Source organism: Streptomyces griseofuscus (assembly GCF_014673495.1).
GTDB lineage: Bacteria > Actinomycetota > Actinomycetes > Streptomycetales > Streptomycetaceae > Streptomyces > Streptomyces murinus.
Map to the genome: position 1 here is coordinate 3,291,586 of NZ_CP051006.1, position 23,976 is coordinate 3,315,561.

Sequence of the window (23,976 nt, forward strand, 5' to 3'; positions counted from 1 at the left end):
GAGAATTTATTGACCTTGAATGAATTGCGTTGAAAAAGTCCGGCGTAGCCCGTAGGGGAGTGCCCTGCGGAGTCATCAGACCCTCCCTTGGGCCAGGAGCACCATGACCTCCCCAACTCCATCCGCGGCCACCCCGCTTGAGGTGACCGACGAGACCGTCGCGAAGTCGACCACTTCGACCGGTCCGAAGGGCAGTGAGAGCCGTTCCCCGGGCCGGCTCGCCTGGAAGCGCTTCAAGCGCGACAAGACAGGCGTCATATCCGCCTATGTCGTGATCTTCTTCTTCGTGATCGCGATAGCGGCGCCGTTGATCGCCAAGCTCTACGGCAAGAACCCGTACACGACGTACGCCAGCCAGGACCCGAGCCTGCTGGACGCGTTCTCCTACCCGGCCGGTCCGAACGGCGGCATGAGCTCGCAGTTCTGGTTCGGCATCGAGCCGCAGCTCGGCCGCGACGTCTTCACGTTCCTGCTGTACGGCATCCGGACATCGCTGGGCATCGCCCTGGCCGCCACGATCCTCACCGTGGTCGTCGGCGTCGTGGTCGGCATCACCGCCGGCTACCTGGGCGGCAAGACCGACTACATCGTCAGCCGGGTCATCGACATCCTGCTGTCGTTCCCGTCCACCCTGTTCTTCATCGCGTTCATGCCGGTCGTCTACGGCATCTTCGTCGCCCCCGACGACAACATCCCGACGTGGCTGCGCGCGCTCGCCCTGATCACGGTGCTGACCGCGTTCGGCTGGGCCACCATCGCGCGTCTGCTGCGCGGCCAGGTCCTCGGCCTGCGTGAGCGCGAGTTCGTGGAGGCGGCGAAGGTCACGGGCGCGTCTCCGATGCGCATCGTGTTCAAGGAGCTGCTGCCCAACCTGTGGACACCGATCATCATCCAGGGCACGCTGCTGCTCCCGACGCTCGTGACCGCGGAGGCAGGCCTGTCCTTCCTCGGCGTCGGCATCATCGACCCGACCCCGGACTGGGGCGTGATGATCGCTCGAGGGTCCACGTTCTACTCGCAGGACCTCACGTTCATGCTCTTCCCGGGCGTCTCGATGGTTCTCTTCGTGGTCGCCTTCAACCTGCTCGGTGACTCCGTGCGCGACGCGCTCGACCCCAAGTCCAAGCGGTAGCACTTCCTTCCACCCGGTCCGGCTCGATGACGTCCGGCTGGTCACGACCGCCCGAATCGACCCCTATAGGCAGGCTCAGCATGTCTTTTTCACGTAGAAACTTCCTGATCGCCACCGGTGTGGCCGCGGCCTCCACGACTGTGCTGAGCGCGTGCAGCAGCAGCGACAAGGGCTCGACGGACAAGAACATCCCGTCGATGAGCAACGCCAAGACCATGAACATCCCGGTCGGCACCAAGGCCGACTCGGTGGGTCCGGCCCCCGAGGTCCCGGGCGCGGTCAAGGGCGGGACGATCTACTCGCTCGACCAGTTCGACATGGACCACCTGGACCCGGCGCAGATCTACGTCTCGACCGAGATCGCCATCACCCGCCCGATCCTGCGCGGCCTGACCGGCTACAAGCTCGACAACAAGGGCGGCGCCACGCTCGTCGGTGACGTCGCCACGGACGCCGGCACCATGAAGGACGGCGGCAAGACCTGGTCGTTCACCATCAAGGACGGCATCAAGTGGGAGGACGGCTCCGACCTCTCCATGGACGACGTCCGCCACACCTTCGAGCGCCTCTTCGCGTCCTTCGTGACCGAGGGTCCGCGCTACGTGCAGCAGTGGATGGTCGGCGGCGACAAGTACAAGGGCCCCTACGACGGCAAGAAGCTCGACTCGCTGGAGATCTCCGGCAACACGGTCACCTTCCACCTGACCGAGCCCCGGACGGACTTCAACTTCACGCTGGCCGAGGCGGGTTACGGCCTCGTCAACAAGAAGAAGGACACCAAGGAAAAGTACGACAAGCAGCCGTTCGCGCTCGGCCCGTACCGGATCGGCAACCGTGACATCGGCAAGTCGCTGACCTACGTGCGCAACGAGCACTGGGACCCGAAGACGGACGCGATCCGCAACGCGTACCCGGACAAGTACGTCTTCCAGTTCGGCTTCGAGCTCGTCGCCTCCACCGACCGCTACATCGCGGACAAGGGCAACGACCAGTACGCGATGTCGATCTTCAACGAGGTCGCGCCCGAGCGCATCGCGCAGGTCCTGACCAACGCCACGCTGAAGAAGCGCGTGCTGACCCAGGTCGACACGGTCACCTACTACTGGCCGATCAACATGACCCGGATCAAGGACCTCAAGGTCCGCCAGGCCATCAACTACGCGTGGCCGCACCAGCAGCTCCAGACGATCCGCGGTGGCGCGTCCACCAGCGAGCTCGCCACCACGATCCTCAGCCCGGTCACCCCCGGCTACGAGAAGTTCGACCTCTACGGCACGGACAAGAAGCCCGGTGGCGACCCGGTCAAGGCGAAGGCCCTGCTGAAGGAGGCCGGCAAGGTCGGCCAGAAGCTGGTCATCGCGTACCAGTCCTCGGATGCCTCGGTGAAGAGCGCCGTGGCCATCAAGAACGCGCTGGAGGCGGCCGGCTTCCAGGTCGTCAACAAGCAGGTCGACAAGTCGACCTTCTACACCCAGATCGGCAAGATCGACAACACGTTCGACCTGTTCGCCGCCGGCTGGAGCCCGGACTGGCCGGGCGGTTACTCGGTGTTCTACCCCTGCTGGGACGGCAAGAACATCGGCGACGGTCGCAGCAACTACGCTCAGCTCAACGACCCGAGCGTCAACAAGGCGATCGACGCCGCTTCGAAGATCGTCGACGTCAACGAGGCCAACAAGGCTTGGGGCGCCATCGACCGTCAGATCATGGAGCTGGCCGCGGTCGTCCCGGACTACCACTCCATCCGTAACTGGATGTACGGATCCAAGGTCGGCAACGTCGTGTTCGACGCGGGCAACACCTGCGTCGCGCTGACCAAGCTCTACGCGAAGAAGTAACCGTGTAACACCCACCAGGGGGCGGCCACGATCTGGCCGCCCCCTTACGGCCCACCCCCCTATCCCGGCGACGGCGCCCCGTCCGGAAAGTCACGCCCCATGCTCCGCTTCCTTGTTCGCCGAATCCTCGGCGCGCTGGTCATCCTGCTGGTCATCAGCGCCGTCACCTTCTGGCTCTTCTACGCCATTCCGCGTGACCCCGCCATGATGTCGTGCGGCAAGAACTGCACGCCCGACATGCTCAAGCAGGTCCGGCACAACCTGGGCATCGACCACCCGGTCCCGGTCCAGTACTGGTACTGGCTGAAGGGCATCTTCGTCGGCCGCAGCTACGGCGACTTCGGCAACTGCCCGGCGCCCTGCCTCGGTTACTCGTTCGCCAACCGCCAGCCCGTCCTCGGCACCATCCTGGACCGGCTGCCGCTGACGCTGTCGCTCGCCTTCGGCTCCGCCGTCGTCTTCATCATCTTCGGTGTCGGCGCGGGCATGATCGCCGCCGTCAAGCAGGGCAAGTGGCAGGACAAGGTCGCCAGCTCCGGCTCGCTGATCGCCTCCTCGTTGCAGATCTACTTCGTCGGTTACCTCGCGATGTACCTCCTCGTCGCGCAGCTCGGCATCCTCGACAACCCGTCGTACACCCCGATCACCGACAACCCCGCCGAGTGGGCCTCCGGCCTGCTGCTGCCGTGGCTGGTGCTGGCGCTGATCTGGACCGCCAACTACACGCGTATGTCGCGCTCCCAGCTGGTCGAGACCCTGACCGAGGACTACGTGCGCACGGCGCGCGCCAAGGGCCTGTCCCGCCGCAAGGTCTTCTTCCGCTTCGCCTGGCGCGGCGCGATGGGTCCGATCGTCACCATCTTCGGCATCGACCTCGCCACCCTCATCGGCGGCGCGATCATCACCGAGTCCGTCTTCAGCCTCCAGGGTGTGGGCCGGCTGGCGCTGGACGCCGTCAACAAGAGCGACCTGCCCATGGTCCTGGGTGTGACCCTGCTGTCGGCCGGTGCGATCGTGATCTTCAACATCATCGTGGACGCCGTCTACGCCCTCATCGACCCGCGGATCCGGCTCGCCTGACCTCCGCCCCATTCCCGACCCCTCGCATCACCCCCAGGAGCGTCCCCGTGACGAGCACCGATCAGCAGCCGTTTCTCTCGATCAAGGACCTAAAGGTCCACTTCTCGACCGAGGACGGCGTCGTCAAGGCCGTCGACGGTCTCAGCTTCGACCTGGCCAAGGGTCAGACGCTCGGCATCGTGGGCGAGTCGGGCTCCGGTAAGTCGGTCACCAACCTGACCATCCTCGGCCTGCACGACCCGGCCCGTACGTCGATCGAGGGCGAGATCCTCCTCGACGGCCAGGACCTGCTCACCGCCTCCGAGCGTGAGATGGAGCGGCTGCGCGGCAACAAGATGTCCATGATCTTCCAGGACGCGCTGGCCTCGCTGTCGCCGTACCACACGGTCGGCATCCAGATCGCCGAGACCTACCGCAAGCACACGGGCTGTAGCAAGTCCGAGGCCCGCAAGCGCGCCATCGAGATGCTGCGCCGGGTCGGGATCCCGCAGCCGGACATGCGGGTGGACGACTACCCGCACCAGTTCTCCGGCGGTATGCGCCAGCGCGCGATGATCGCCATGGCGCTGGTCTGCGACCCCGAGCTGCTGATCGCCGACGAGCCGACCACGGCCCTCGACGTGACCGTGCAGGCCCAGATCATGGACCTGCTCAAGGATCTCCAGCAGGAGTTCGGCACCGCGATCATCTTCATCACCCACGACCTGGGTGTGATCGCCGACATCGCCGACGACGTGCTGGTGATGTACGGCGGCCGGTGCGTGGAGCGCGGTACCAAGAGGGAGGTCCTGCGGGACCCGCAGCACCCCTACACGCTGGGCCTGATGAACTCGATGCCGAGTCTGAACGGCCCGGTCGACGTGCCGCTGACGCCGATCCCGGGTGCGCCGCCGTCGCTGCTCAACCCGCCGTCCGGCTGCCGCTTCCACCCGCGCTGCGCCTTCACCGAGAAGGTCTCGGGCGGCAAGTGCTCAAGCGAGCGCCCTCTGCTGGAGATCGTGGAGGGCCGGGGTTCGGCCTGCCACCTCACCGCCGAGCAGAAGCAGGAACTCTTCGCCGACTTCGCCGCGACCCGGCAACACTGACGGACGCAGACGGGACTTCACGATCATGAGCAACACGAACCCCCTCCTGGACGTCTCCGGGCTGACGAAGCACTTCCCCATCAAGGGCGGCTTCCCGATCCGGCGGACCGTCGGTGCGGTGCAGGCCGTGGACGGGCTGGACTTCCAGGTCTCCGCGGGCGAGAGCCTGGGCCTCGTCGGCGAGTCGGGCTGCGGCAAGTCGACCACGGGCCGGCTGATCACCCGGCTCATGGAGCCGACCGCGGGCACGATCAAGTACCAGGGCCAGGACATCACGCACGCGGGCCGCAAGCAGCTGGCGCCGATCCGGTCCGAGATCCAGATGATCTTCCAGGACCCGTACGCCTCGCTGAACCCGCGGCAGACGGTCGGCAAGATCATCGCGGGCCCCATGGAGATCAACGACATCAACCCGGCGGGCGGGCGCGAGAAGCGCGTGCGCGAGCTGCTGGAGATCGTCGGTCTGAACCCCGAGCACTTCAACCGCTTCCCGCACGAGTTCTCCGGCGGTCAGCGCCAGCGCATCGGGGTCGCCCGCGCGCTGGCCCTGGAGCCGAAGCTGATCGTGGCCGACGAGCCGGTCTCCGCGCTGGACGTCTCCATCCAGGCGCAGGTCGTCAACCTGCTCCAGAAGGTCCAGCAGGAGCTGGGCATCGCGTTCGTCTTCATCGCCCACGACCTCGCGATCGTGCGGCACTTCTCGCAGCGCGTCGCGGTGATGTACCTCGGCAAGATCATGGAGATCGCCGACCGCGAGGACCTGTACGACAACCCGCGTCACCCCTACACCCGGGCGCTGCTGTCCGCGGTGCCGGAGGCGACGGTGGACGAGGAGCCGCGCGAGCGCATCCGCCTGGTCGGCGACGTGCCCTCGCCGATCAACCCGCCGTCCGGCTGCCGCTTCCGCACCCGCTGCTGGAAGGCGACGGAGAAGTGTGCGTCGGAGGCCCCGCCGCTGGTCCAGGTCGAAGGCAACAAGCCCGGTCACCTCACGGCCTGCCACTACCCCGAGACGCCGGAGACCATCCCGGCCCCGCGTCTCTCCAAGGACCCCGAGGCAGCGGCCTGACACACCCCTTTTCCGTCGGCCGCTCCCTTGCCGGAACGGACTTCACCGGCCCATTGACCCGAGCCACCTGAACGTCCGCTCCACGGGAAATGAAGGCCCGCGTCTCCCCAGACGCGGGCCTTCGCCGTACCCGGGGCCGCCCGGGCTCAGCCGGCGACAACCTCCACCTCGAAGCCGTCCGCGTCCTCCAGATAGACGGCGTAGTGCCCGGGGCCACCGGCGTAGGGATACCGCTCGGGAAACAGCGGCCGCCAGCCGTGCGCGGCCGCCTCCTCGGCGAGGGCGTCCACGGCCTCCCTCCCCCGGGCCCGGAAAGCCAGATGGTTGAGCCCCGGCCGCATCCGGTCGTGCCCGGCACCGGACCGCAGCGCGGGCGACCGCTCGACCACGACATAGGTCTCCCCCAGCCGCCAGCTCCGCCCCGCGGCCCACTCCTGGTACGGCTCCCAGCCGAGGGAGCCCAGCAGCCACCCCCAGGAGGCGACCGCCCGGTCCAGGTCCGGCACCCACAGCTCGATGTGATGCAGCACGCCCCGACTCCCCTTCCCCGCACGGCACATCGGCACCGGCCACCGACGTGTGCCGTTCGGAAACGTATGGCACACTGCCGCGGTGGTGGATCACTCGTTCGCTGATCTCTCGCTCGCCGCGCTGTACGACAGCCTCAACCCCTGGGGCCCGGGCGACGATTTCTATCTGGGGCTGGTGCGGCGGGCTGGCGATGTGCTCGATGTCGGGTGCGGGACCGGGCAGTTGCTGCGCAGGGCCCGGTCCGAGGGGCATCGAGGGCGGCTGATGGGGCTGGATCCGGCCGCGGCCATGCTCGTACAGGCCCGCGCGGCCCGGCCGGACGTCGAGTGGGTGCTCGGGGACACCCGGGTGCGCCGCTGGGAGGCGGAGTTCGACCTCGTCGTGATGACCGGGCACGCCTTCCAGGCGCTGGTCGGGGACGAGGAGATCCGGGGCTGTCTGCGGGCCGTGCGCGAGGCCCTGCGCCCCGGCGGGCGGTTCGTGTTCGAGGTCAGGAACCCCGCCGCACGCGCATGGGAGCGCTGGACGCCCGACCGGGCGTACGAGACCGTGGCCGCCGACGGAACGCCCGTACGGGTCACCCACGAGGTGCTGGACGGCGGCCCCCGCGACGGCCGGGTGCGGTTCACGGAGACCTACGACAGCGACCGCTGGCCCGCCCCCCGCGTCAGCCGCGGCGTCCTGCGCTTCCTGGACCCCGGCTCCCTCGCCGGCTTTCTCGCGGCGGCGGGGCTCGCCGTCGTGGAGCAGTACGGCGACTGGGACGGCCGGCCGCCGGCGCCCGCCGCCCCCGAGATCATCACCGTGGCGACGCCCGCGGCCTGAGCGCGAGGATCAGGCGGCGGGCCCGCCCGCGGCCGCTACGGCTGCCCCTGCCCCTCGTCGGACGCCGCCTCCTCCAGCGCCGCCAGCGCCGGGTCCAGCACGATGTCCTCCTCCCGCCCCTCGGTCGTCGGCTCCTCCGGGAAGTGGCACGCCGTCAGATGTCCCTCGTGGTTGCCGGAGATCCGCACCAGCGGCGGCTCCTCCGCCGCGCACTTGTCCTGCGCCTTCCAGCAGCGGGTGCGGAAGCGGCAGCCGGACGGCGGGGAGATGGGCGAGGGCACGTCACCGGCGAGCCGGATGCGCTCGCGCCCGCCGGTGTCCTCGTCCGTGAGGTTGACCTCCGGGACCGCGGACAGCAGAGCGTGGGTATAGGGGTGGCGGGGCCGGGTGTAGATGGAGTCGCGGTCGCCCACCTCGATGATCTTGCCGAGGTACATCACCGCGACCCGCTGCGAGAAGTGCCGCACGATCGCGAGGTCATGGGCGATGAAGAGGAACGCGATGCCCAGGTCGTTCTGCACCTGCTGGAGCAGATTGACGACCTGCGCCTGGATGGAGACGTCCAGCGCGGAGACCGGCTCGTCGGCCACGATCAGCTTCGGCTCCAGGGCCAGCGCCCGGGCCACGCCGATGCGCTGGCGCTGACCGCCGGAGAACTCGTGCGGGAAGCGGTTGTAGTGCTCGGGGTTCAGACCGACGATCTCCAGCAGCTCGCGCACGCGCTTCTCACGGCCGCCCTGCGGGTTGATGCCGTTGATCTCCATCGGCCCGGAGATGATGGTGCCGACCGTCTGCCGCGGGTTCAGCGACGAGTACGGGTCCTGGAAGATCATCTGGATCTCGGAGCGGATCGGCGCCAGCTGCTTGCGCGAGGCGTGGCTGATGTCCCGGCCGCGATAGGCGACGGTGCCGGCGGTCGGCTCCATGAGCCGGGTGATCAGCCGGCCGGTGGTCGACTTGCCGCAGCCCGACTCGCCGACGAGCCCGAAGCTCTCGCCGGTGTGCACGGTCAGGTCGATGCCGTCCACGGCCTGCACCTGCCCGATGGTGCGGCGGATCGGGAAGCCGCCCTTGACCGGGAAGTGCTTGGTCAGTCCGGTGACCTCAAGCAGCCGCTCCCCGTCCGTACCGGGGCCCTGCGCGCGCTGGGCCGGGAGGACCAGGTCCTCTTTCATGACAGTGTCCTCCTAGCCCAGGCGGGGCTTGATCTCCTCGATGAAGATGGTCCGCTTCTGGTCCGCGGTCAGATGGCAGGCGGACGCCCGGTCGGTGGCGAGCGGTGGGCGTTCGGTCGTACAGCGGCCCGCTCCCGCCACCCGGCCCTGGAAGGCGCAGCGTGGATGGAAACGGCAGCCGGACGGTGGGTTGAGCAGGGAGGGCGGAGTGCCCGGGATCGGGGAAAGCCGCGCGCCGGTGTCGGAGTCCAGGCGCGGCATGGAGTTCAGCAGGCCCCAGGTGTACGGGTGTTGGGGCGAGCGCAGCACCTGTTCGGTGGTGCCCCGCTCGACCGCGCTGCCCGCGTACATCACCATGATGTCGTCGGCCATGTCGGCGATCACCCCCAAGTCGTGGGTGATGAAGATGATGCCCGATCCGAACTCCTGTTGCAGGTCCTTCAACAGGTCGAGAATCTGCGCCTGTACGGTCACATCGAGCGCGGTGGTCGGTTCGTCCGCGATGAGCAGGTCGGGATCGCAGATCAGTGCCATGGCGATCATGGCGCGCTGGCGCATGCCGCCGGAGAACTGGTGCGGGTAGTCCTTGGCCCGCTGGCCGGGGTTGGGGATGCCGACCTTGCCGAGCATCTCGACGGTGCGTTCCCAGGCCTCCTTCTTGGAGGCGCCGTTGTGCTTCATGTACGGCTCGGCGATCTGCCGGCCGACGGTGTAGTAGGGGGAGAGCGCGGTGAGCGGGTCCTGGAAGATCATGGCGACCTTGTTGCCGCGCAGCTTCTCCAGTTCCGGCTCGGGGGCGGTGGTGAGTTCCTGCCCGTCCAGCAGGATCTCGCCCTCGACGGTGGTGAACATCGGGTTGTGCAGGCCGAGGACGGTCAGGTTCGTCACCGACTTGCCCGAGCCGGACTCGCCCACGATGCCGAGCGTCCTGCCCCGCTCCAGATCGAAGGAGAGCCGGTCCACGGCCCGGACGACGCCGTCCTCGGTCTTGAAGCTGACATGCAGGTCCCGCACGGACAGGAGAGGGGTGCTCATGGGTGTCTCTCCTTAGGACAGCCGCACGCGCGGGTCGATGAAGGCGTATGTGGCGTCGACGACGATGTTGAAGACCAGGATCATGGTGGCGGCGAACAGCATCACCCCGAGCAGCAGCGGCAGGTCGCTGAAGAACACGGACTGCACGGCGAGTTGGCCGAGGCCCGGCAGGCCGAAGGTGTACTCGGTGATGATGGCGCCGCCGAGCAGCGAGCCGAGGTCGATGCCGAAGATGGTGACGATCGGGATCAGCGAGCCGCGCCAGGCGTAGCGGAAGAAGACATAGCGCCGGGACATGCCCTTGGCGCGGGCGGTGCGGACATGTTCCTCCTGGAGCTGCTCGATCATCGCGGAGCGCGCCATACGGGTGTACTGCGCGGCGAAGATCGTGGACAGCACCACCCAGGGGATGATCAGCCCGGTGAACCAGCTCAGCGGGTCGCCGGTGAAGTCGTTGTAGGCGGGTTTGTCGAACCAGTGGGTCTGGTAGACGAGGATCGCGAGGGCGAGCGGGCCGAGGAAGTAGATCTGGAGCGCGCTGATCACCATGGCGCCGCCGGTGGCCGTCTTGTCGACCAGCGTGCCGCGCCGCCAGGCCGCGAGCAGTCCGGTGCCGAGGCCGACGATCAGGAAGCAGACGGCCGCGCCCAGGGTGAGCGAGACGGTGGTGGGCAGCCGGTCCATCAGGGTCGACCAGACCGGGTCGTTGGTGTGGTACGAGTACCCGAAACAGGGTGCCGGACACGGCCCTTGGGCGAACTGGTTGCTGCCCATGACGAGGTTGTGCAGGAAGATCCAGTACTGCTCGGTGAGGGGCTTGTCCAGGCCGAGCACATGGTGGATGTTCGCGATGCTGTCCGGGTTGCAGGTCTTGCCGCACATCAGCAGCGCCGGGTCCCGGGGCACCCCGAAGAACAGCACGAACGTGACGATGCTCAGCAGGAACAGAATGACGACGGCACCGATGATCCGGCGGACGAGGAAGCGCAGCATGAGGGGGCAGCTCTCAGACGTCGGCGGTCCGGGCGGTACCCGGCGCGCCCTTGGCCGGGGCGCGCCGGGTACCGGCGGATGACGGTTACTTGATGTAGAGGCGACGCGGGTCGACGCCGCCGATCACGTCGTCGTAGACGAGGCCGCCGACCTTGGAGCCGGCGATCTGGGTCGACTTGTAGTACGCGGTCGGGACCTCGTTGACCACCTTGGTCAGCAGGTACTTGTCGAGCTTCTCCCACTCGGCCGCGGACTTGACCGGGTCGGTGATCGTGTTGATGCGGTCGATCTCGCTGTTCACGTGCGGGTCGTTGACCTGCGAGTAGTTCGACGCGCCGTTGGCGATCTGCCGGCCGTCGTACAGCGGGGGCATCACCGTGGAGGCGGACGGCCAGTCGGCGCCCCAGGAGGTGTGGAAGATGTCGTAGGGGTTGTTCAGCTTGGAGACCTGGTCGTAGAACGTCTCGGAGGGAATCTCCTGGCGCTGCACGTCGAAGCCGGCCTTCTTCAGGCCCGCCGCCATGGCGGTGGAGTACTGCTGGCCCTCCTGGGTGTTGATGTAGCCGAAGGTCAGCTTCATGTTGAGCTTGCCGGCCGCCTTGAGCAGGGCGTGAGCCTTGGCGGGGTCGCCCGCGGGCTTCTTCAGCTTGCCGTAGGGGTCGAACGAGGGGTCGTAGCCGCTGACGGTCGGGCCGATGAGGCCGCCGGCGACCTGCATGGCGTCGGTGCCGCCGTAGGCGCGGACGAAGGGGGTGACCGGCAGTGCGTAGGCGATGGCCTGGCGGACCCGGATGTCCTTCATCTCGGGCTTGCTCATGTTGATGTTCATCTGGCCCACGTACGGCTGGTAGCCGGAGACCACCCGGGACTTGAGCTTCGGGTCCCTCAGCACCTGGGACAGGTTGCCCGCGTCCACCGAGTTACTGAAGCTGATGCCTGCCTGGTCGGCGCCGCTGTCGGCGAGCAGGGCCTTGGTGGAGGCCTCGAACTGCTGGTTGAAGGTGATGTTGAACCGGTCCACGTACTGGTGGCGGATCGTGTCCGTCTTCGCGTCCCAGTTGGGGTTCTTGACCAGCACCATCGACTTGCCGGACTTGAAGGACTGGATCTTGTACGGGCCGGTGGTGACCGGATGCTTGTCGTACTTTTCCTTGGTGTCACCCTTGGCGGAGACGATGGAGTAGCCCGCCATGGCCAGTGTGTACGGAAGGTCGGGGTGGGGCGTCTTGAAGTGGAAGACGATGGTCTTGTCGTCCGGCGTGGACAGGACGCTGTCCGGCAGGTGCTTGCCCTTGTAGGGGCCGTCGGGCAGCAGCTTGCGGTAGCCGGTGCCGCTGGTGTTCGCGAGCCACTGCTGGAGGTAGGTCGGGCCCTGGTTGATGAAGGGCGCGAAGAGCCGCTCGACGGTCTGCCGGACGTCCTTGGACGTGATCGGCGTGCCGTCGGCGAACTTGATGCCGTCCTTGAGCGTGTACTTCCAGGTCTTGCCGCCGTCGGTGGTGGTGCCGGAGTCGGTGGCGAGGTCGCCGACCACCTCGTGCTGCTTGCCGTCGTTGCTGGTCGCCTTGTAGCCGGTGAGACCGCGATCGAGCAACTGGGCGACCGTCATCTCGGTGAAGACATAGACCTGGCCCGGGTCCAGGTGCGCGTAGCTGTCGCGTTCGAGCACCTCCATGCTGCCGCCGTTCTTGGCGCCGGGCACGGCCGCCGCGGGCCCGGTGGAGTCGGCCGCGTCGCCGAACTTGATGGAGGCCTGCTGGCGTTGCGCGTTCTGCTCGTCCTGCTTCTTGTTGTCGCCCGCGTCGCTGCCGCCCTTGCTGCAACCGGTGAGCACAAGAGCTCCGGCCGCGAGCACGGAGAGTGCGCCGTATGCGTGGCGTCCGCCCCTACTCATCACGAGGATTCCCACCCATCTGTGTGTCACCAGTGCGTTCTATGTCTCACCGGTACGAAAAGGACTCTGGTGCGGTACGAGGAGTACTGAAGTGCCTTGCGGTGCGGAGGAGTTGCCGACCGGACCCGTCTTCCCGTCGGCGGCTTCGGCGGTGGGTCAGCGCGCGGTCTTGGGGTCGAACGCGTCGCGGACCGAGTCGCCGAGCAGATTGAAGGCGACGACGAAGACGATCATCGAGATGCCCGGGAAGAACATGTAGGTGATGTCGTTCTGCATCACCAGTTCGGTGGACGCCTTGGAGAACATCTGGCCCCAGTCCGGCGTGGGTTCGACTATGCCCACGCCCAGGTACGACAGACCCGCCTCGGCGGTCACGAAGTTGGGCAGCAGATACGTCGACTGCACCAGCAGCGGGGTGACGATGTTCGGCAGGATCTCCTTGCGGATGATCCGCCAGGGCGAGGCCCCGCTGACCTTGGCCGCCTCGATGAACTCCCGCTCGCGCAGGGCGAGTGCGGTGCCGCGCAGGATGCGGCCGAGGCCCATCCAGCCCAGGAACCACTGGACGATGATCAGCGCGAGCACCCGGACGTACGTCGGCGTCTCGTCGCGCGGGCTGACGAACAGGGAGACCACGACCGGCATGCTCGCGATGAAGAACAGCTGCGCGGGGAAGGCGAGCAGGAAGTCGATGACCCGGCCGATGAAGTAGTCGGTCTTTCCGCCGAGATAGCCGGCCGCGACTCCGAGCAGGATGCCGGTGACGACGACCGCGACGGTGACGGCGACCGAGATCATCAGCGAGGTGCGGATGCCGTAGATGAGCTTGGTGAAGACGTCGTAGCCGTTGCCGGGTTCGAGCCCGAACCAGAACTGGCCGCTGATCCCGCCGTTGGGATGCACCGGCACACCGGCGCTGTCGAAGAGGTCCGGGCGCTCGTCCGCGTAGACCGTGTACGGGTTCTTGCCGTACACCTTCGAGATCAGCGGCGCGAGCAGGCCGATCAGGAAGAAGAAGCCCACCACGTAGGCCGATATCACTCCGGTGCGGTCACGCTTGAAGCGCGTCCACATCAGCTGGCCGGGGGACCGGCCCGTCAGCGCGGCCTCGCCCGTCGCCTTCGGCCCTGGTTCGCCGGAGACGACCGCGGTTCCGCCGCCCCCCATGTCGATAGGACTTGTCACGGTTCGTCCGTTTCACAGATATGGGTGTGAATGGTGCCCGGGTACTCCGAGAACGCGCGAACCCACAGGCGGACGCGCGTAGTTCAAAGACCTGGTCACACGACGGGAAGCGAAGAACCGATCCGCCTGCTGCTTACGACACCGCACATGGGTGTTCCTCCTCACGACTGCACGCGTTCACCTACGAAAGGGGTTTCCGGCCTAGCCTCCGACACCCCTGACGGAGGCTCAGGCACCCCTTGGTGCTCGTGAGTCGACGCAACTGTCCCCACAGCGCGTGACCCATTGACCCGAGCGCTACGCGGCTAACTATCTGCCATGGGCGGAACGGCCGACCACTGCCCGTAGATCTCGATTCAGTCACGGCTGCCGCCCAGATCTTTCAAAATCTGGACAAAGCGTCTGCCCGAAGAAGGCGCGAAACGGACTTGTTACATGGGTATCGGGCAGCGATCTCCGCATGTCGGACATGCACCACTGAAAAACGGGTTGCAAAAAACCCGGGTCCCCCCACCATGGGGGGACCCGGGTTCAAGTGGCCCTGGATCAACCGTTCTTGGCACGGCTCGCGGCGCGGGCGCGCTCACGCTGGTCGAGGTTCACCTTGCGGATGCGAACGGCCTCCGGGGTCACCTCGACGCACTCGTCGTCGCGGCAGAACTCCAGCGACTGCTCCAGCGACAGCTTGCGCGGCGGAACGATCGCCTCGAACGAGTCGGCCGACGAGGACCGCATGTTCGTGAGCTTCTTCTCCTTGGTGATGTTCACGTCCATGTCATCGGCGCGCGAGTTCTCACCGACGATCATGCCCTCGTACACCTCGGTGCCCGGGTCCACGAAGAGCACGCCGCGCTCCTGGAGGTTCGTCATCGCGAACGCGGTGACGGAACCGGCGCGGTCGGCCACCAGCGAACCGTTGTTACGGGTCGTCAGGGTGCCGAACCAGGGCTCGTGGCCCTCGTGGATGGAGTGGCCGATGCCGGTGCCGCGGGTCTGAGTCAGGAACTCGGTACGGAAACCGATCAGACCGCGCGAGGGGACCACGAACTCCATGCGCACCCAGCCGGAGCCGTGGTTCGACATGTTGTCCATGCGGCCCTTGCGGACGCCCATGAGCTGGGTGACGGCACCCATGTGCTCCTCGGGCACGTCGATCGTCATGCGCTCGACCGGCTCGTGCACCTTGCCGTCGATCTCCCGGGTGACGACCTGGGGCTTGCCGACGGTCAGCTCGTAGCCCTCGCGGCGCATCTGCTCGACCAGGATGGCCAGCGCCAGCTCACCGCGGCCCTGCACCTCCCAGGCGTCGGGGCGCTCGGTGTCCAGGACGCGCAGCGAGACGTTACCGATCAGCTCGCGGTCCAGGCGGTCCTTGACCTGGCGGGCGGTGACCTTGCGGTCCTTGACGGCCGCCTTCGCGTCCGCGCCCTTGCCGGTGCCACCACGGCCGACCAGCGGCGAGGTGTTGGTGCCGATGACCATGGAGATCGCCGGCTCGTCCACCGTGATCAGCGGCAGCGCGATCGGGTTCTCCGGGTCGGCCAGGGTCTCGCCGATCATGATGTCCGGGATACCGGCGACGGCGCAGATGTCACCGGGGCCGGCCACCTCGGCGGGCTTGCGGGTGAGGGCCTCGGTCATCATCAGCTCGGTGATGCGCACATTGCTGATGGTGCCGTCGCGCTTGATCCAGGCCACGGTCTGGCCCTTGCGCAGCTCGCCCTGCTCGACACGGAGCAGCGCGATACGGCCGAGGAAGTTGTCGGCGTCGAGGTTGGTGACGTGGGCCTGGAGCGGCGCGTCGTCCTCGTACGTCGGGGCCGGGATGTGCTCCAGGATGGTGGAGAAGAACGGCTCCAGGCTGTCGCTGTCGGCCGGGACGGTGCCGTCCTCGGGCTTGGTCAGCGAGGCGACGCCGTCACGGCCGCAGGCGTAGACGATCGGGAACTCGATCTGCTCCTCGTCCGCGTCCAGGTCGAGGAAGAGGTCGTACGTCTCGTTGACGACCTCGTCGATGCGGGCGTCGGGGCGGTCCGTCTTGTTGATGCACAGGATGACGGGCAGCCGCTGCTGGAGCGCCTTGCGCAGCACGAACCGGGTCTGCGGCAGCGGACCCTCGGAGGCGTCCACCAGCAGCACCACGCCGTCGACCATCGACAGACCGCGCTCGACCTCACCACCGAAGTCGGCGTGGCCGGGGGTGTCGATGATGTTGATGGTGATGACCTCCCCGCCGTCCTTGGGGTGGTACTTCACCGCCGTGTTCTTGGCGAGGATCGTGATGCCCTTCTCACGCTCCAGGTCGTTCGAGTCCATGACTCGGTCGTCGACCTGGTCGAGCTGGTGAGCGGCGAACGCGCCGGCCTGCTTCAGCATGCCGTCGACGATGGTGGTCTTGCCATGGTCGACGTGAGCGACGATGGCAACGTTGCGGATGTCGTGGCGCGTGGCCATAGTGCGGCGTACTCCCGAAGTGGTGAGAAGGCCCTGCTGCGTACGTCCGTGTGACGCGGGCCTGCCGGGCTTGACACGCCACGGCCTCACCCCATGGTACGTGGCCCTGGGCGGGTCGGCCTCCGCAGGGCCTCCGGGCCCCTCAGCCCTGGGACGGGCTCGCCGAGACCCTGGCCCCCTTCTTCAGGAATCCCATGTCCTCGTACACCGGTGTCTGGAAGCCGAAGGCCCCCGCGTTGACCAGGTCCTTCCGCGCCCCCACCAGCTGCGGGCGCTGGTAGAGCGGGATCGAGCCGGCGGCGGCCCAGATACGGCTGTCGGCCTGCCTGATCAGGGACTTCGCCTCGTCCTCGTCCAGCGTCGTCGCCGCCTGTTCGAAGAGCTGGTCGACCTGGTCGGTGCCGACCCGGGTGTAGTTCTGCTCGACGTTCACCGAGCCGTCCGCGCCGGGCAGCGGCTTGGCGTAGATCGGCCGGGCGTCGGTCGCGGGGAAGGCGGAGGACGGCCAGGAGTACAGCGCGAGATCGAAGTCACCCGCGGCGATGTGGTCCTTGAAGTAGCTCTCGTCGGACACCTTGGTGATCGTCGTGACGATCCCGAGCCGGTCCAGCATCGCGGAGATCCTGGTGGCGACGGTGTTGAGCGTGTCCGAGCCCGGCCCGGACGGCAGCACGAAGCGCAGGGTGAGCGCCTTGCCGTTCTTGGCGAGCGGACCGGCCTTGGCCCCGGCGGGCGCCGCCGTGCCCTTGGGGGCGTAGGCGCCCGCCGCTCCCCCGTGCCGGCCCTCCTCCGCGAGGTGCTTGCCGCCGGCGTCGCCCTTGTTGTCCTCGCCGACGATGTACTCGCCGTCGTGGCCGCCGTCCGACTGCTCCTCCTGCTTCTCCTCCTGTTTCTCCTCCCGGCCCCTCTCGGGCCCGGCCGCCTTCTGCCCCTTCTGCTCCTTGACCGGTCCGCCGGCCACCCAGCCGGCGTCCGCGAGCAGCGCCTGCGCCGCCTTGGTGTCCTGCGCGCCGAGCGCCCCGCTGTCGTCGGCGTACGCGGGCTGCCCGGACAGCGCGAGATGGCTGCCGACGGGTACGGCGGGCAGGCCCAGCGGGGTGAGCACCAGGCGGGCGATCTCCTTGCGGTCCAGGGCGCGCGCGACAGCCCGGCGGACCCGCTCGTCGGTCAGCGGCCCGGAGGCGCCGTTGAGGGCGAGCTGGGTGTAGGCGGGCTCCAGGGACTTGCGGACGCCGTAGGCCTTCAGGGCCGTCTGCTGGGCGAGGTAGTCGCTGATGGCCTTGGCCAGCTCGGTGCGGCCCGCCTTGACGTCGGCGGAGTCGAGGCCGTGGGCGCGCGCCCAGGAGCGCAGGGTCGAGAGGGACGTCCGGCCGCCGCCCTGGAGCGGGGAGGAGCCGCCCTTGCCGCTGGCGGCGATCCCGATCCGCTCGGCGTCGGCCGGGTCGAGGTCGGCGAGGTCCGCGGTGCCGTCGGCGAGCGCGCCGACCCGCTTGTCGTGGGGCACGGTGTGCAGCACGATCTGGTTCAGCTTGGCCGGCCTGCCCCACCAGCGGGGGTTGCGGGTGAGGACGATGTCCTGGGCGATGGTGTCGACCTTGTCCACCTTGAAGGGGCCCGCGCTGATGGCCAGCTTGCGGCGGGCGCCGTCGTTGAAGGCGTCCGGGGTGCCCATGACGTCCTTCGGGTACAGCGGCGAGAACAGCGACTTCCAGTCGGCGTAGGGGCGGGAGAAGGTGACCCGGACCTGGAGGTCGTTGGCGCCGCGCTCGATCTTCTCGATGCGGTCGTAACCGGCGTTGCGCGCGGTCCAGTAGGCGCTGTCCTTGCCGGACAGGGCCCGCCACTGGGCGACGAAGTCGGCGGCGCCGATCTCCCGGCCGTCGCTCCACACGGCCTGCTGGTTCAGCTTGTACAGCACCACCTGGCGCGGCTCGGTCTCGATGACCTTGGCGGACTCCAGGTAGGCGGGGTTGACGACCGGGCGGCCGGTGGCGTCCATCCGGAACATGGCGGGCAGCGTGGCCTGGGCGACGCGGGTGGTCCCGGTGTCGGCGTCGGCCTGGTAGGTGTTCAGCGTCTCCGGGAGGTCGTCCACGGCCCATTTCAGGGTGCCGCCGTCGGCCACCTGGCTGCGGGCGACCAGATCGATGTCCTGTGCGGCGAGAGGCTTGGCCACGTCGTCGTCCGAGCCGCAACCCGTGAGCAGCGCTGCCGCGAGGGCGCCCGTGGTGAGGAAGGCGGCCGAGCGCAGGACCGCGCGCAGGCCGACGCCGTGGTGGGACATCTCTGCTACCTCCGGGAAGCCGCGAGCGATATGATCACGTTTGGCGGTATTTGGAGCTGATCAGATCTATGCGGCTACTGAAGAGGAAAGGATCCACCGATCACGAGCGACACGGCGGCCACGGCCGGCAAGCCCACCCGTGCGGCGCAAACACACCGGACGAGCGCCCGTACACCCGTCCAATCGATGCAGATCCCTTCACAGCACCAGGTGTGACGCGCGACACTCTCAGGCGCATGAGCAATGCCGCCCGGGACCCGCAGCATCCGCGGAAGTGAGGGCACATCATGTCCGTGCACGACGACCTGACCATCGTCCAGCGCAGCCTCGACGACCTGCGGCGATCGCTGGGCCGGCTGGAGCGGCAGCTCGGCGGCGGCCTGGAGATGCGCCGGGCCCGGCTGGACGCCGACCATCTGCGCGAGAGCGTGGCGCTGCTGCGCGAGGCGGCCGCCACAAAGGGCTCGGCCACCCCGCCCGACCTCGTCACCATCTCCGACACGCCGTACGACATCAGCCTGTGGACGGACTCGGACGACGAGGGCCTGGGCGCCCGTGACCGGCACGCCCCCTGATACGCCCCTGTTCCCCGAGCCGAGCGGAGTGCTGTCTTGGCCACTGGTACGGAGCACCGACCCGAAGGCGGCGGCGTGCGTGCCCCCGGGCGCGCCGCGATCACCGTCGCCCACTTACGGACCGACCGCTGGTGGCTGGCGCCCGCCGGTACGGCGGCCGGTCTGCTGGCCTTCGTCGTCTACTCGACCTGGCGGGCCTTCGCGAACGCCGACTACTACGCGTCGCCGTACGTCTCGCCGTTCTACTCCCCCTGCCTGGCGCACAACTGCCAGTCCATGCGCGGCGGTCCCAACGCGGACCTCTTCGGGAGCTGGTGGGGCATCTCCCCCGCCATCATCATCCTGGTCTTCCCGCTGGGCTTCCGGCTGACCTGCTACTACTACCGCAAGGCGTACTACCGCGGCTTCTGGGCCTCCCCGCCCGCCTGCGCGGTCGCCGAGCCGCACCGGAAGTACTCCGGCGAGACCCGCTTCCCGCTGATCCTCCAGAACCTCCACCGCTACTTCTTCTACGCCGCCCTGCTCGTCGCGGGCGTGCTGACCTACGACACCGCCCTGACCTTCCGCGACGCGCACCACGCGTGGGGCCATATGGGCCTCGGCACCCTGGTGTTCCTGGCCAACATCGCGCTGATCTGGGCGTACACCCTCTCCTGCCACTCCTGCCGGCACATCGTCGGCGGCCACCTCAAGCACTTCTCCCGGCACCCGGTGCGCTACCGGGCCTGGCGCCTCGTGGGGCGGCTCAACGCCCGGCACATGCAGCTGGCGTGGGCCTCGCTGCTCGGCGTGGCGCTCGCCGACCTCTACGTCTTTCTGCTCGCGTCCGGTGTCTTCGACGATCCGAGGTTCTTCTGATGCCCGTGGTGGACCGCCAGGAGTGGGACGTCGTCGTGGTCGGGGCCGGAGGCGCCGGGCTGCGGGCCGCGATCGAGGCGCGTGAGCGGGGCGCCCGTACGGCGGTGATCTGCAAGTCCCTGTTCGGCAAGGCGCACACGGTGATGGCCGAGGGCGGCATCGCGGCGGCGATGGCCAACGCCAACGAGCACGACACCTGGCAGACGCACTTCCGCGACACCCTGCGCGGCGGCAAGTTCCTCAACCAGTGGCGGATGGCCGAGCTGCACGCCCAGGAGGCACCGCAGCGGGTGTGGGAACTGGAGACCTGGGGCGCGCTGTTCGACCGTACGAAGGACGGCCGGATCTCCCAGCGCAACTTCGGCGGCCACGAGTACCCGCGCCTCGCCCATGTCGGCGACCGCACCGGCCTCGAACTGATCCGCACCCTCCAGCAGCGGATCGTCGCGTTGCAGCAGGAGGACCACGCCCGGACCGGGGACCACGAGTGCGAACTGAAGATCTTTCAGGAATGCACCGTAACCCGGGTGTTGAAGGACGGCTCACGGGTCTCGGGGGTCTTCGCGTACGACCGCGAGACCGGCCGCTTCTTCGTCCTGCGGGCCCCCGCCGTGGTCCTCGCGACCGGCGGCATCGGCAAGTCCTTCAAGGTGACGTCCAACTCCTGGGAGTACACCGGCGACGGCCACGCGCTGGCGCTGCTCGCCGGAGCGCCGCTGCTGAACATGGAGTTCGTGCAGTTCCATCCGACAGGAATGGTCTGGCCGCCGTCGGTCAAGGGCATCCTCGTCACCGAGTCGGTGCGTGGCGACGGCGGGGTGCTGCGCAACTCCGAGGGCCGGCGGTTCATGTTCGACTACGTGCCGGACGTGTTCAAGGAGAAGTACGCCGAGTCGGAGCAGGAGGCCGACGGCTGGTACGACGATCCCGAGCACCATCGCCGCCCGCCCGAACTGCTCCCCCGCGACGAGGTCGCCCGCGCCATCAACGCCGAGGTGAAGGCGGGCCGCGGCTCCCCGCACGGCGGTGTCTTCCTGGACGTCTCCACCCGGATGCCGGCGGAGGTGATCCGGCGCCGGCTGCCGTCCATGTACCACCAGTTCAAGGAGCTGGCGGACGTCGACATCACGGCCGAGCCGATGGAGGTCGGGCCGACCTGCCACTACGTGATGGGCGGTATCGCCGTGGACTCTGAGACGGCGGCGGCCCGCGGGGTGCCGGGGCTGTACGCGGCCGGTGAGGTGGCGGGCGGCATGCACGGCTCCAACCGGCTCGGCGGCAACTCTCTCTCCGACCTCCTGGTGTTCGGGCGGCGCGCGGGATGGCACGCGGCCGAGTACGCGCGCTCCCTCGCCCGGGAGCGGCCACGCGTGGACGACGAGCAGATCGGCGCGGCCTCGGCGGAGGCGCTGCGCCCGTTCGCCCTCGGGGCGGAAGGCGGGGTGGCCGGGGCGACCGGGACCGCCGGGGCTGCGGAGGCGGCCGGGGCTGTCGAGGCGGCCGGTGGCGGCGCGGAGAACCCGTACACCCTGCACCAGGAACTCCAGCAGACCATGAACGACCTGGTCGGCATCATCCGCCGGGCGGGCGAGATGGAGCAGGCCCTGAGCAGGCTCGCAAAGCTGCGCGAGCGCGCGGGCCGGGTGGGCGTCGAGGGGCACCGGCAGTTCAATCCCGGCTGGCATCTCGCCCTGGACCTGCGGAACATGCTGCTGGTCAGCGAGTGCGTGGCACGGGCGGCGCGGGAGCGCACGGAGTCGCGCGGCGGCCATACGCGGGAGGACTTCCCGGCGATGGAGCGGGAGTGGCGCAACGTCAACCTGCTCTGTGCGCTGGCCGATCCGGCCGTCGGACGGATCCGGCTGACCCGTGAGACCACTCCCCCGATCCGCCCCGATCTGCTCGACCTGTTCGACAAGGAGGAGTTGGCCAAGTACCTCACCGACGAGGAACTGGAAGGGGGGCTGTCCCGATGAGCGGCTACGAGGCCCGCTTCAGGGTGTGGCGGGGCGATGAACAGGGCGGCGGGCTGCGGGACTTCACGGTCGAGGTCAACGAGGGCGAGGTGGTCCTCGACATCGTCCACCGGCTCCAGGCGACCCAGGCACCGGATCTCGCGGTGCGCTGGAACTGCAAGGCGGGCAAGTGCGGTTCGTGCTCGGCGGAGATCAACGGCCGCCCCCGGCTGATGTGCATGACCCGGATGTCGGTCTTCGACCGCGCGGAGACCGTCACGATCACCCCGCTGCGCGCCTTCCCGGTGATCCGCGACCTGGTGACGGACGTGAGCTTCAACTACGAGAAGGCGCGCGGGATCCCGGCGTTCGTACCGCCCGCGGAGCTGGCGCCCGGCGAGTACCGGATGTTCCAGGAGGACGTGGACCGCTCGCAGGAGTTCCGCAAGTGCATCGAGTGCTTCCTGTGCCAGGACACCTGCCATGTGGTCCGCGACCACGAGGAGAACAAGCGGGCGTTCGCGGGCCCGCGCTTCCTGATGCGGGTCGCGGAACTGGACATGCACCCGCTGGACGCGGCCGAGCGGTCCGGCCTCGACCGCAAACGCACCGCGCAGGAGGAACACGGGCTCGGCTACTGCAACATCACCAAGTGCTGCACCGAGGTCTGCCCGGAGGGCATCAGGATCACGGACAACGCCCTGATCCCGCTGAAGGAACGGGCCGTCGACCGCAAGTACGACCCGCTGGTCTGGCTGGGCTCGAAGATCAGAAGGCGCCCCTCCTGACCGTCGCCCGTCATTCCACCCAGCCCTCGCGGTAGGCCCGCCAGTCCGCGTCCGTCGCGGCGAAGTCCACGTACAGGGCGACGCCGAAGCGGGCGCGGCGGGCGTCGGTACGGGACAGTCCGAGGCGTACGCCCCGTACCGCGGCCGGGACGGTCTCCGCGCGGGCCCGGTGCCCGATCCGGTTCTCGTGGTAGAAGGGCAGACCCATCAGGAGCTGGGTGGACCCGGGGGTCACCTCCAGGGCGAGGCTGGTCTGCTGGGCCACATAGCCGCCGTACAGGCTCGGCTGCGGCTGCATGGTGTCGTACGACATCACGGCGATCTGGTCCACCCGGTGGGCCACCTGCCCGAAGTACGCCTGCGACCACCACTTGGGGTGCCCGGTGGTCGTGCCCCAGAAGGAGTGGAAGCCCGGCAGGGGGTCGATCTGGTGGGCGGCGACGGAGAGCAGCGCGTGGTGGGCGCGGGTGAGGGTGTGCAGGTCGTCGAGGAGGGTCAGGTAGCCGCGGTCGCCGGAGTGCAGGGGCTCCAGGTCGAAGTGGGCGCCCTGGAAGCCGGCGGCGAGGATCCGCCGGGTGGAGTCGAGGATCGCGGACCGGGTCGCCGGGCGCTCCAGGTGCAGCCCCTCGGGTCCCTCGCTCGCGACCACGTCCCCCAGCCATGCCTGCACGCGGACGTCGGGCAGCTCCCGGTGCAGGGCGCCGATCAGCCAACCCGCCTTGGGGTAGTCCGCGTCGGGCAACGTCCCGTCGTCCTCCAGCGGCCCGGAGTGCACATACAGATCCCTGACCCCGGTCCCCCGCAACCGGCCCGCCAGTTCCCTGACATCCGCCTCGCCCTTCCGCCCGTCCACCCAGGCGTGCCCGAGCCAGAGCGCGTCCTGGCCACGGGTGCGGGTGCCGGGCGCGGGCTCACCGGAGTAGTTGACGCGGAGGGCGCCTTCGGCGGTGAGGAGGGCGAGAACGAGGAGGAGAAGGACCAGGGAGAGGACGGTGAGGGTACGGCGGAGGGGGCGACGGGGGTGGTGGGAGGGGGTGCCGGGCTGGGGGGCGGGGGTGGGTGTCGGGTCGGTCTCGGGGGAGGTCTCCGCTGTCGGAGCCGGTTCGGCACCCAAGGGCTCCGCCCCCTTACCCGGCCCGGTTTCCGCGTCCATTCCGTCCCCCTGTCCGCCTGGTCCCCCACCCGTATCCGCCCCGCTCGCGGTGCGGTCCACTCCCCCA

The 23,976-nt window shown here is 68.6% G+C and carries 19 protein-coding genes; 10 read left to right on the plus strand and 9 right to left on the minus strand.

What is annotated here, in order from left to right:
• The first annotated feature begins 103 nt into the window (after positions 1 to 103).
• From HEP81_RS14435 to HEP81_RS14455, 5 genes are all read left to right on the plus strand, one after another.
• The gene (locus HEP81_RS14435; RefSeq protein WP_172624625.1) at positions 104 to 1,132 is read left to right on the plus strand and encodes an ABC transporter permease; all 1,029 of its coding nucleotides are present in this window, start codon (positions 104 to 106) and stop codon (positions 1,130 to 1,132) included.
• Positions 1,133 to 1,212: 80 nt separating this feature from the next.
• A complete protein-coding gene (locus tag HEP81_RS14440) occupies positions 1,213 to 2,970 on the plus strand; it encodes an ABC transporter substrate-binding protein (protein WP_037659943.1) in 1,758 nt (585 codons plus the stop codon).
• A 99-nt stretch (positions 2,971 to 3,069) separates the two neighbouring features.
• Positions 3,070 to 4,050 (plus strand): ABC transporter permease, encoded by a 981-nt coding sequence (locus HEP81_RS14445; protein ID WP_037659940.1) that lies wholly within the window; start codon positions 3,070 to 3,072, stop codon positions 4,048 to 4,050.
• A 47-nt stretch (positions 4,051 to 4,097) separates the two neighbouring features.
• Complete coding sequence (locus HEP81_RS14450; RefSeq protein WP_037659938.1) at positions 4,098 to 5,135, plus strand: ABC transporter ATP-binding protein; 1,038 nt, start codon at positions 4,098 to 4,100, stop codon at positions 5,133 to 5,135.
• Positions 5,136 to 5,160: 25 nt separating this feature from the next.
• Entirely contained in the window at positions 5,161 to 6,204 is a 1,044-nt protein-coding gene (locus HEP81_RS14455) for an ABC transporter ATP-binding protein (RefSeq protein WP_037659934.1), read from the plus strand.
• Positions 6,205 to 6,350: 146 nt separating this feature from the next.
• On the opposite strand, the gene HEP81_RS14460 is transcribed toward HEP81_RS14455, so the two are convergent.
• The gene (locus tag HEP81_RS14460) at positions 6,351 to 6,734 is read right to left on the minus strand and encodes a VOC family protein (RefSeq protein WP_078967558.1); all 384 of its coding nucleotides are present in this window, start codon (positions 6,732 to 6,734) and stop codon (positions 6,351 to 6,353) included.
• Positions 6,735 to 6,816: 82 nt separating this feature from the next.
• Here HEP81_RS14460 and HEP81_RS14465 point away from each other — a divergent pair, with 82 nt between their 5' ends.
• A complete protein-coding gene (locus HEP81_RS14465) occupies positions 6,817 to 7,560 on the plus strand; it encodes a class I SAM-dependent methyltransferase (RefSeq protein WP_037659929.1) in 744 nt (247 codons plus the stop codon).
• Between the two features lie 35 nt (positions 7,561 to 7,595).
• Here HEP81_RS14465 and HEP81_RS14470 read toward each other — a convergent pair whose 3' ends face one another.
• From HEP81_RS14470 to HEP81_RS14500, 7 genes are all read right to left on the minus strand, one after another.
• The gene (locus HEP81_RS14470) at positions 7,596 to 8,735 is read right to left on the minus strand and encodes an ABC transporter ATP-binding protein (RefSeq protein WP_037659927.1); all 1,140 of its coding nucleotides are present in this window, start codon (positions 8,733 to 8,735) and stop codon (positions 7,596 to 7,598) included.
• Positions 8,736 to 8,747: 12 nt separating this feature from the next.
• Positions 8,748 to 9,770 carry an ABC transporter ATP-binding protein gene (locus HEP81_RS14475; protein ID WP_051850440.1) on the minus strand — a complete coding sequence of 341 codons (1,023 nt, stop codon included), beginning with the start codon at positions 9,768 to 9,770 and terminating at the stop codon, positions 8,748 to 8,750.
• A 12-nt stretch (positions 9,771 to 9,782) separates the two neighbouring features.
• On the minus strand, positions 9,783 to 10,763 hold the full coding sequence (locus tag HEP81_RS14480; protein ID WP_037659925.1) for an ABC transporter permease: 981 nt from the start codon (positions 10,761 to 10,763) through the stop codon (positions 9,783 to 9,785).
• Positions 10,764 to 10,848: 85 nt separating this feature from the next.
• On the minus strand, positions 10,849 to 12,657 hold the full coding sequence (locus tag HEP81_RS14485) for an ABC transporter substrate-binding protein (protein ID WP_037659922.1): 1,809 nt from the start codon (positions 12,655 to 12,657) through the stop codon (positions 10,849 to 10,851).
• Between the two features lie 156 nt (positions 12,658 to 12,813).
• Entirely contained in the window at positions 12,814 to 13,842 is a 1,029-nt protein-coding gene (locus HEP81_RS14490) for an ABC transporter permease (protein ID WP_037659919.1), read from the minus strand.
• Positions 13,843 to 14,388: 546 nt separating this feature from the next.
• Positions 14,389 to 16,296 carry a translational GTPase TypA gene (typA, locus tag HEP81_RS14495; protein WP_037659917.1) on the minus strand — a complete coding sequence of 636 codons (1,908 nt, stop codon included), beginning with the start codon at positions 16,294 to 16,296 and terminating at the stop codon, positions 14,389 to 14,391.
• A 142-nt stretch (positions 16,297 to 16,438) separates the two neighbouring features.
• On the minus strand, positions 16,439 to 18,580 hold the full coding sequence (locus HEP81_RS14500) for an ABC transporter family substrate-binding protein (RefSeq protein WP_037659914.1): 2,142 nt from the start codon (positions 18,578 to 18,580) through the stop codon (positions 16,439 to 16,441).
• A 287-nt stretch (positions 18,581 to 18,867) separates the two neighbouring features.
• Between HEP81_RS14500 and HEP81_RS14505 the strand changes: the two genes are divergently transcribed.
• Genes HEP81_RS14505 through HEP81_RS14520 form a run of 4 tightly spaced genes read left to right on the plus strand, consistent with a single transcriptional unit; the run spans position 18,868 to position 22,756 of the window.
• On the plus strand, positions 18,868 to 19,155 hold the full coding sequence (locus HEP81_RS14505; protein ID WP_037659912.1) for a hypothetical protein: 288 nt from the start codon (positions 18,868 to 18,870) through the stop codon (positions 19,153 to 19,155).
• A gap of 36 nt (positions 19,156 to 19,191) precedes the next feature.
• The gene (locus HEP81_RS14510; protein WP_037659908.1) at positions 19,192 to 20,013 is read left to right on the plus strand and encodes a hypothetical protein; all 822 of its coding nucleotides are present in this window, start codon (positions 19,192 to 19,194) and stop codon (positions 20,011 to 20,013) included.
• A complete protein-coding gene (locus tag HEP81_RS14515) occupies positions 20,013 to 21,989 on the plus strand; it encodes a fumarate reductase/succinate dehydrogenase flavoprotein subunit (protein WP_037659905.1) in 1,977 nt (658 codons plus the stop codon). Before HEP81_RS14510 ends, HEP81_RS14515 begins: the two co-directional genes overlap by 1 nt.
• Positions 21,986 to 22,756: a succinate dehydrogenase/fumarate reductase iron-sulfur subunit gene (locus tag HEP81_RS14520; protein WP_037659902.1), complete on the plus strand. Its 771-nt coding sequence runs from the start codon at positions 21,986 to 21,988 to the stop codon at positions 22,754 to 22,756. Before HEP81_RS14515 ends, HEP81_RS14520 begins: the two co-directional genes overlap by 4 nt.
• Before the next feature lie 10 nt (positions 22,757 to 22,766).
• On the opposite strand, the gene HEP81_RS14525 is transcribed toward HEP81_RS14520, so the two are convergent.
• Positions 22,767 to 23,909 (minus strand): glycoside hydrolase family 18 protein, encoded by a 1,143-nt coding sequence (locus HEP81_RS14525; protein ID WP_421673929.1) that lies wholly within the window; start codon positions 23,907 to 23,909, stop codon positions 22,767 to 22,769.
• Positions 23,910 to 23,976: the final 67 nt, after the last annotated feature.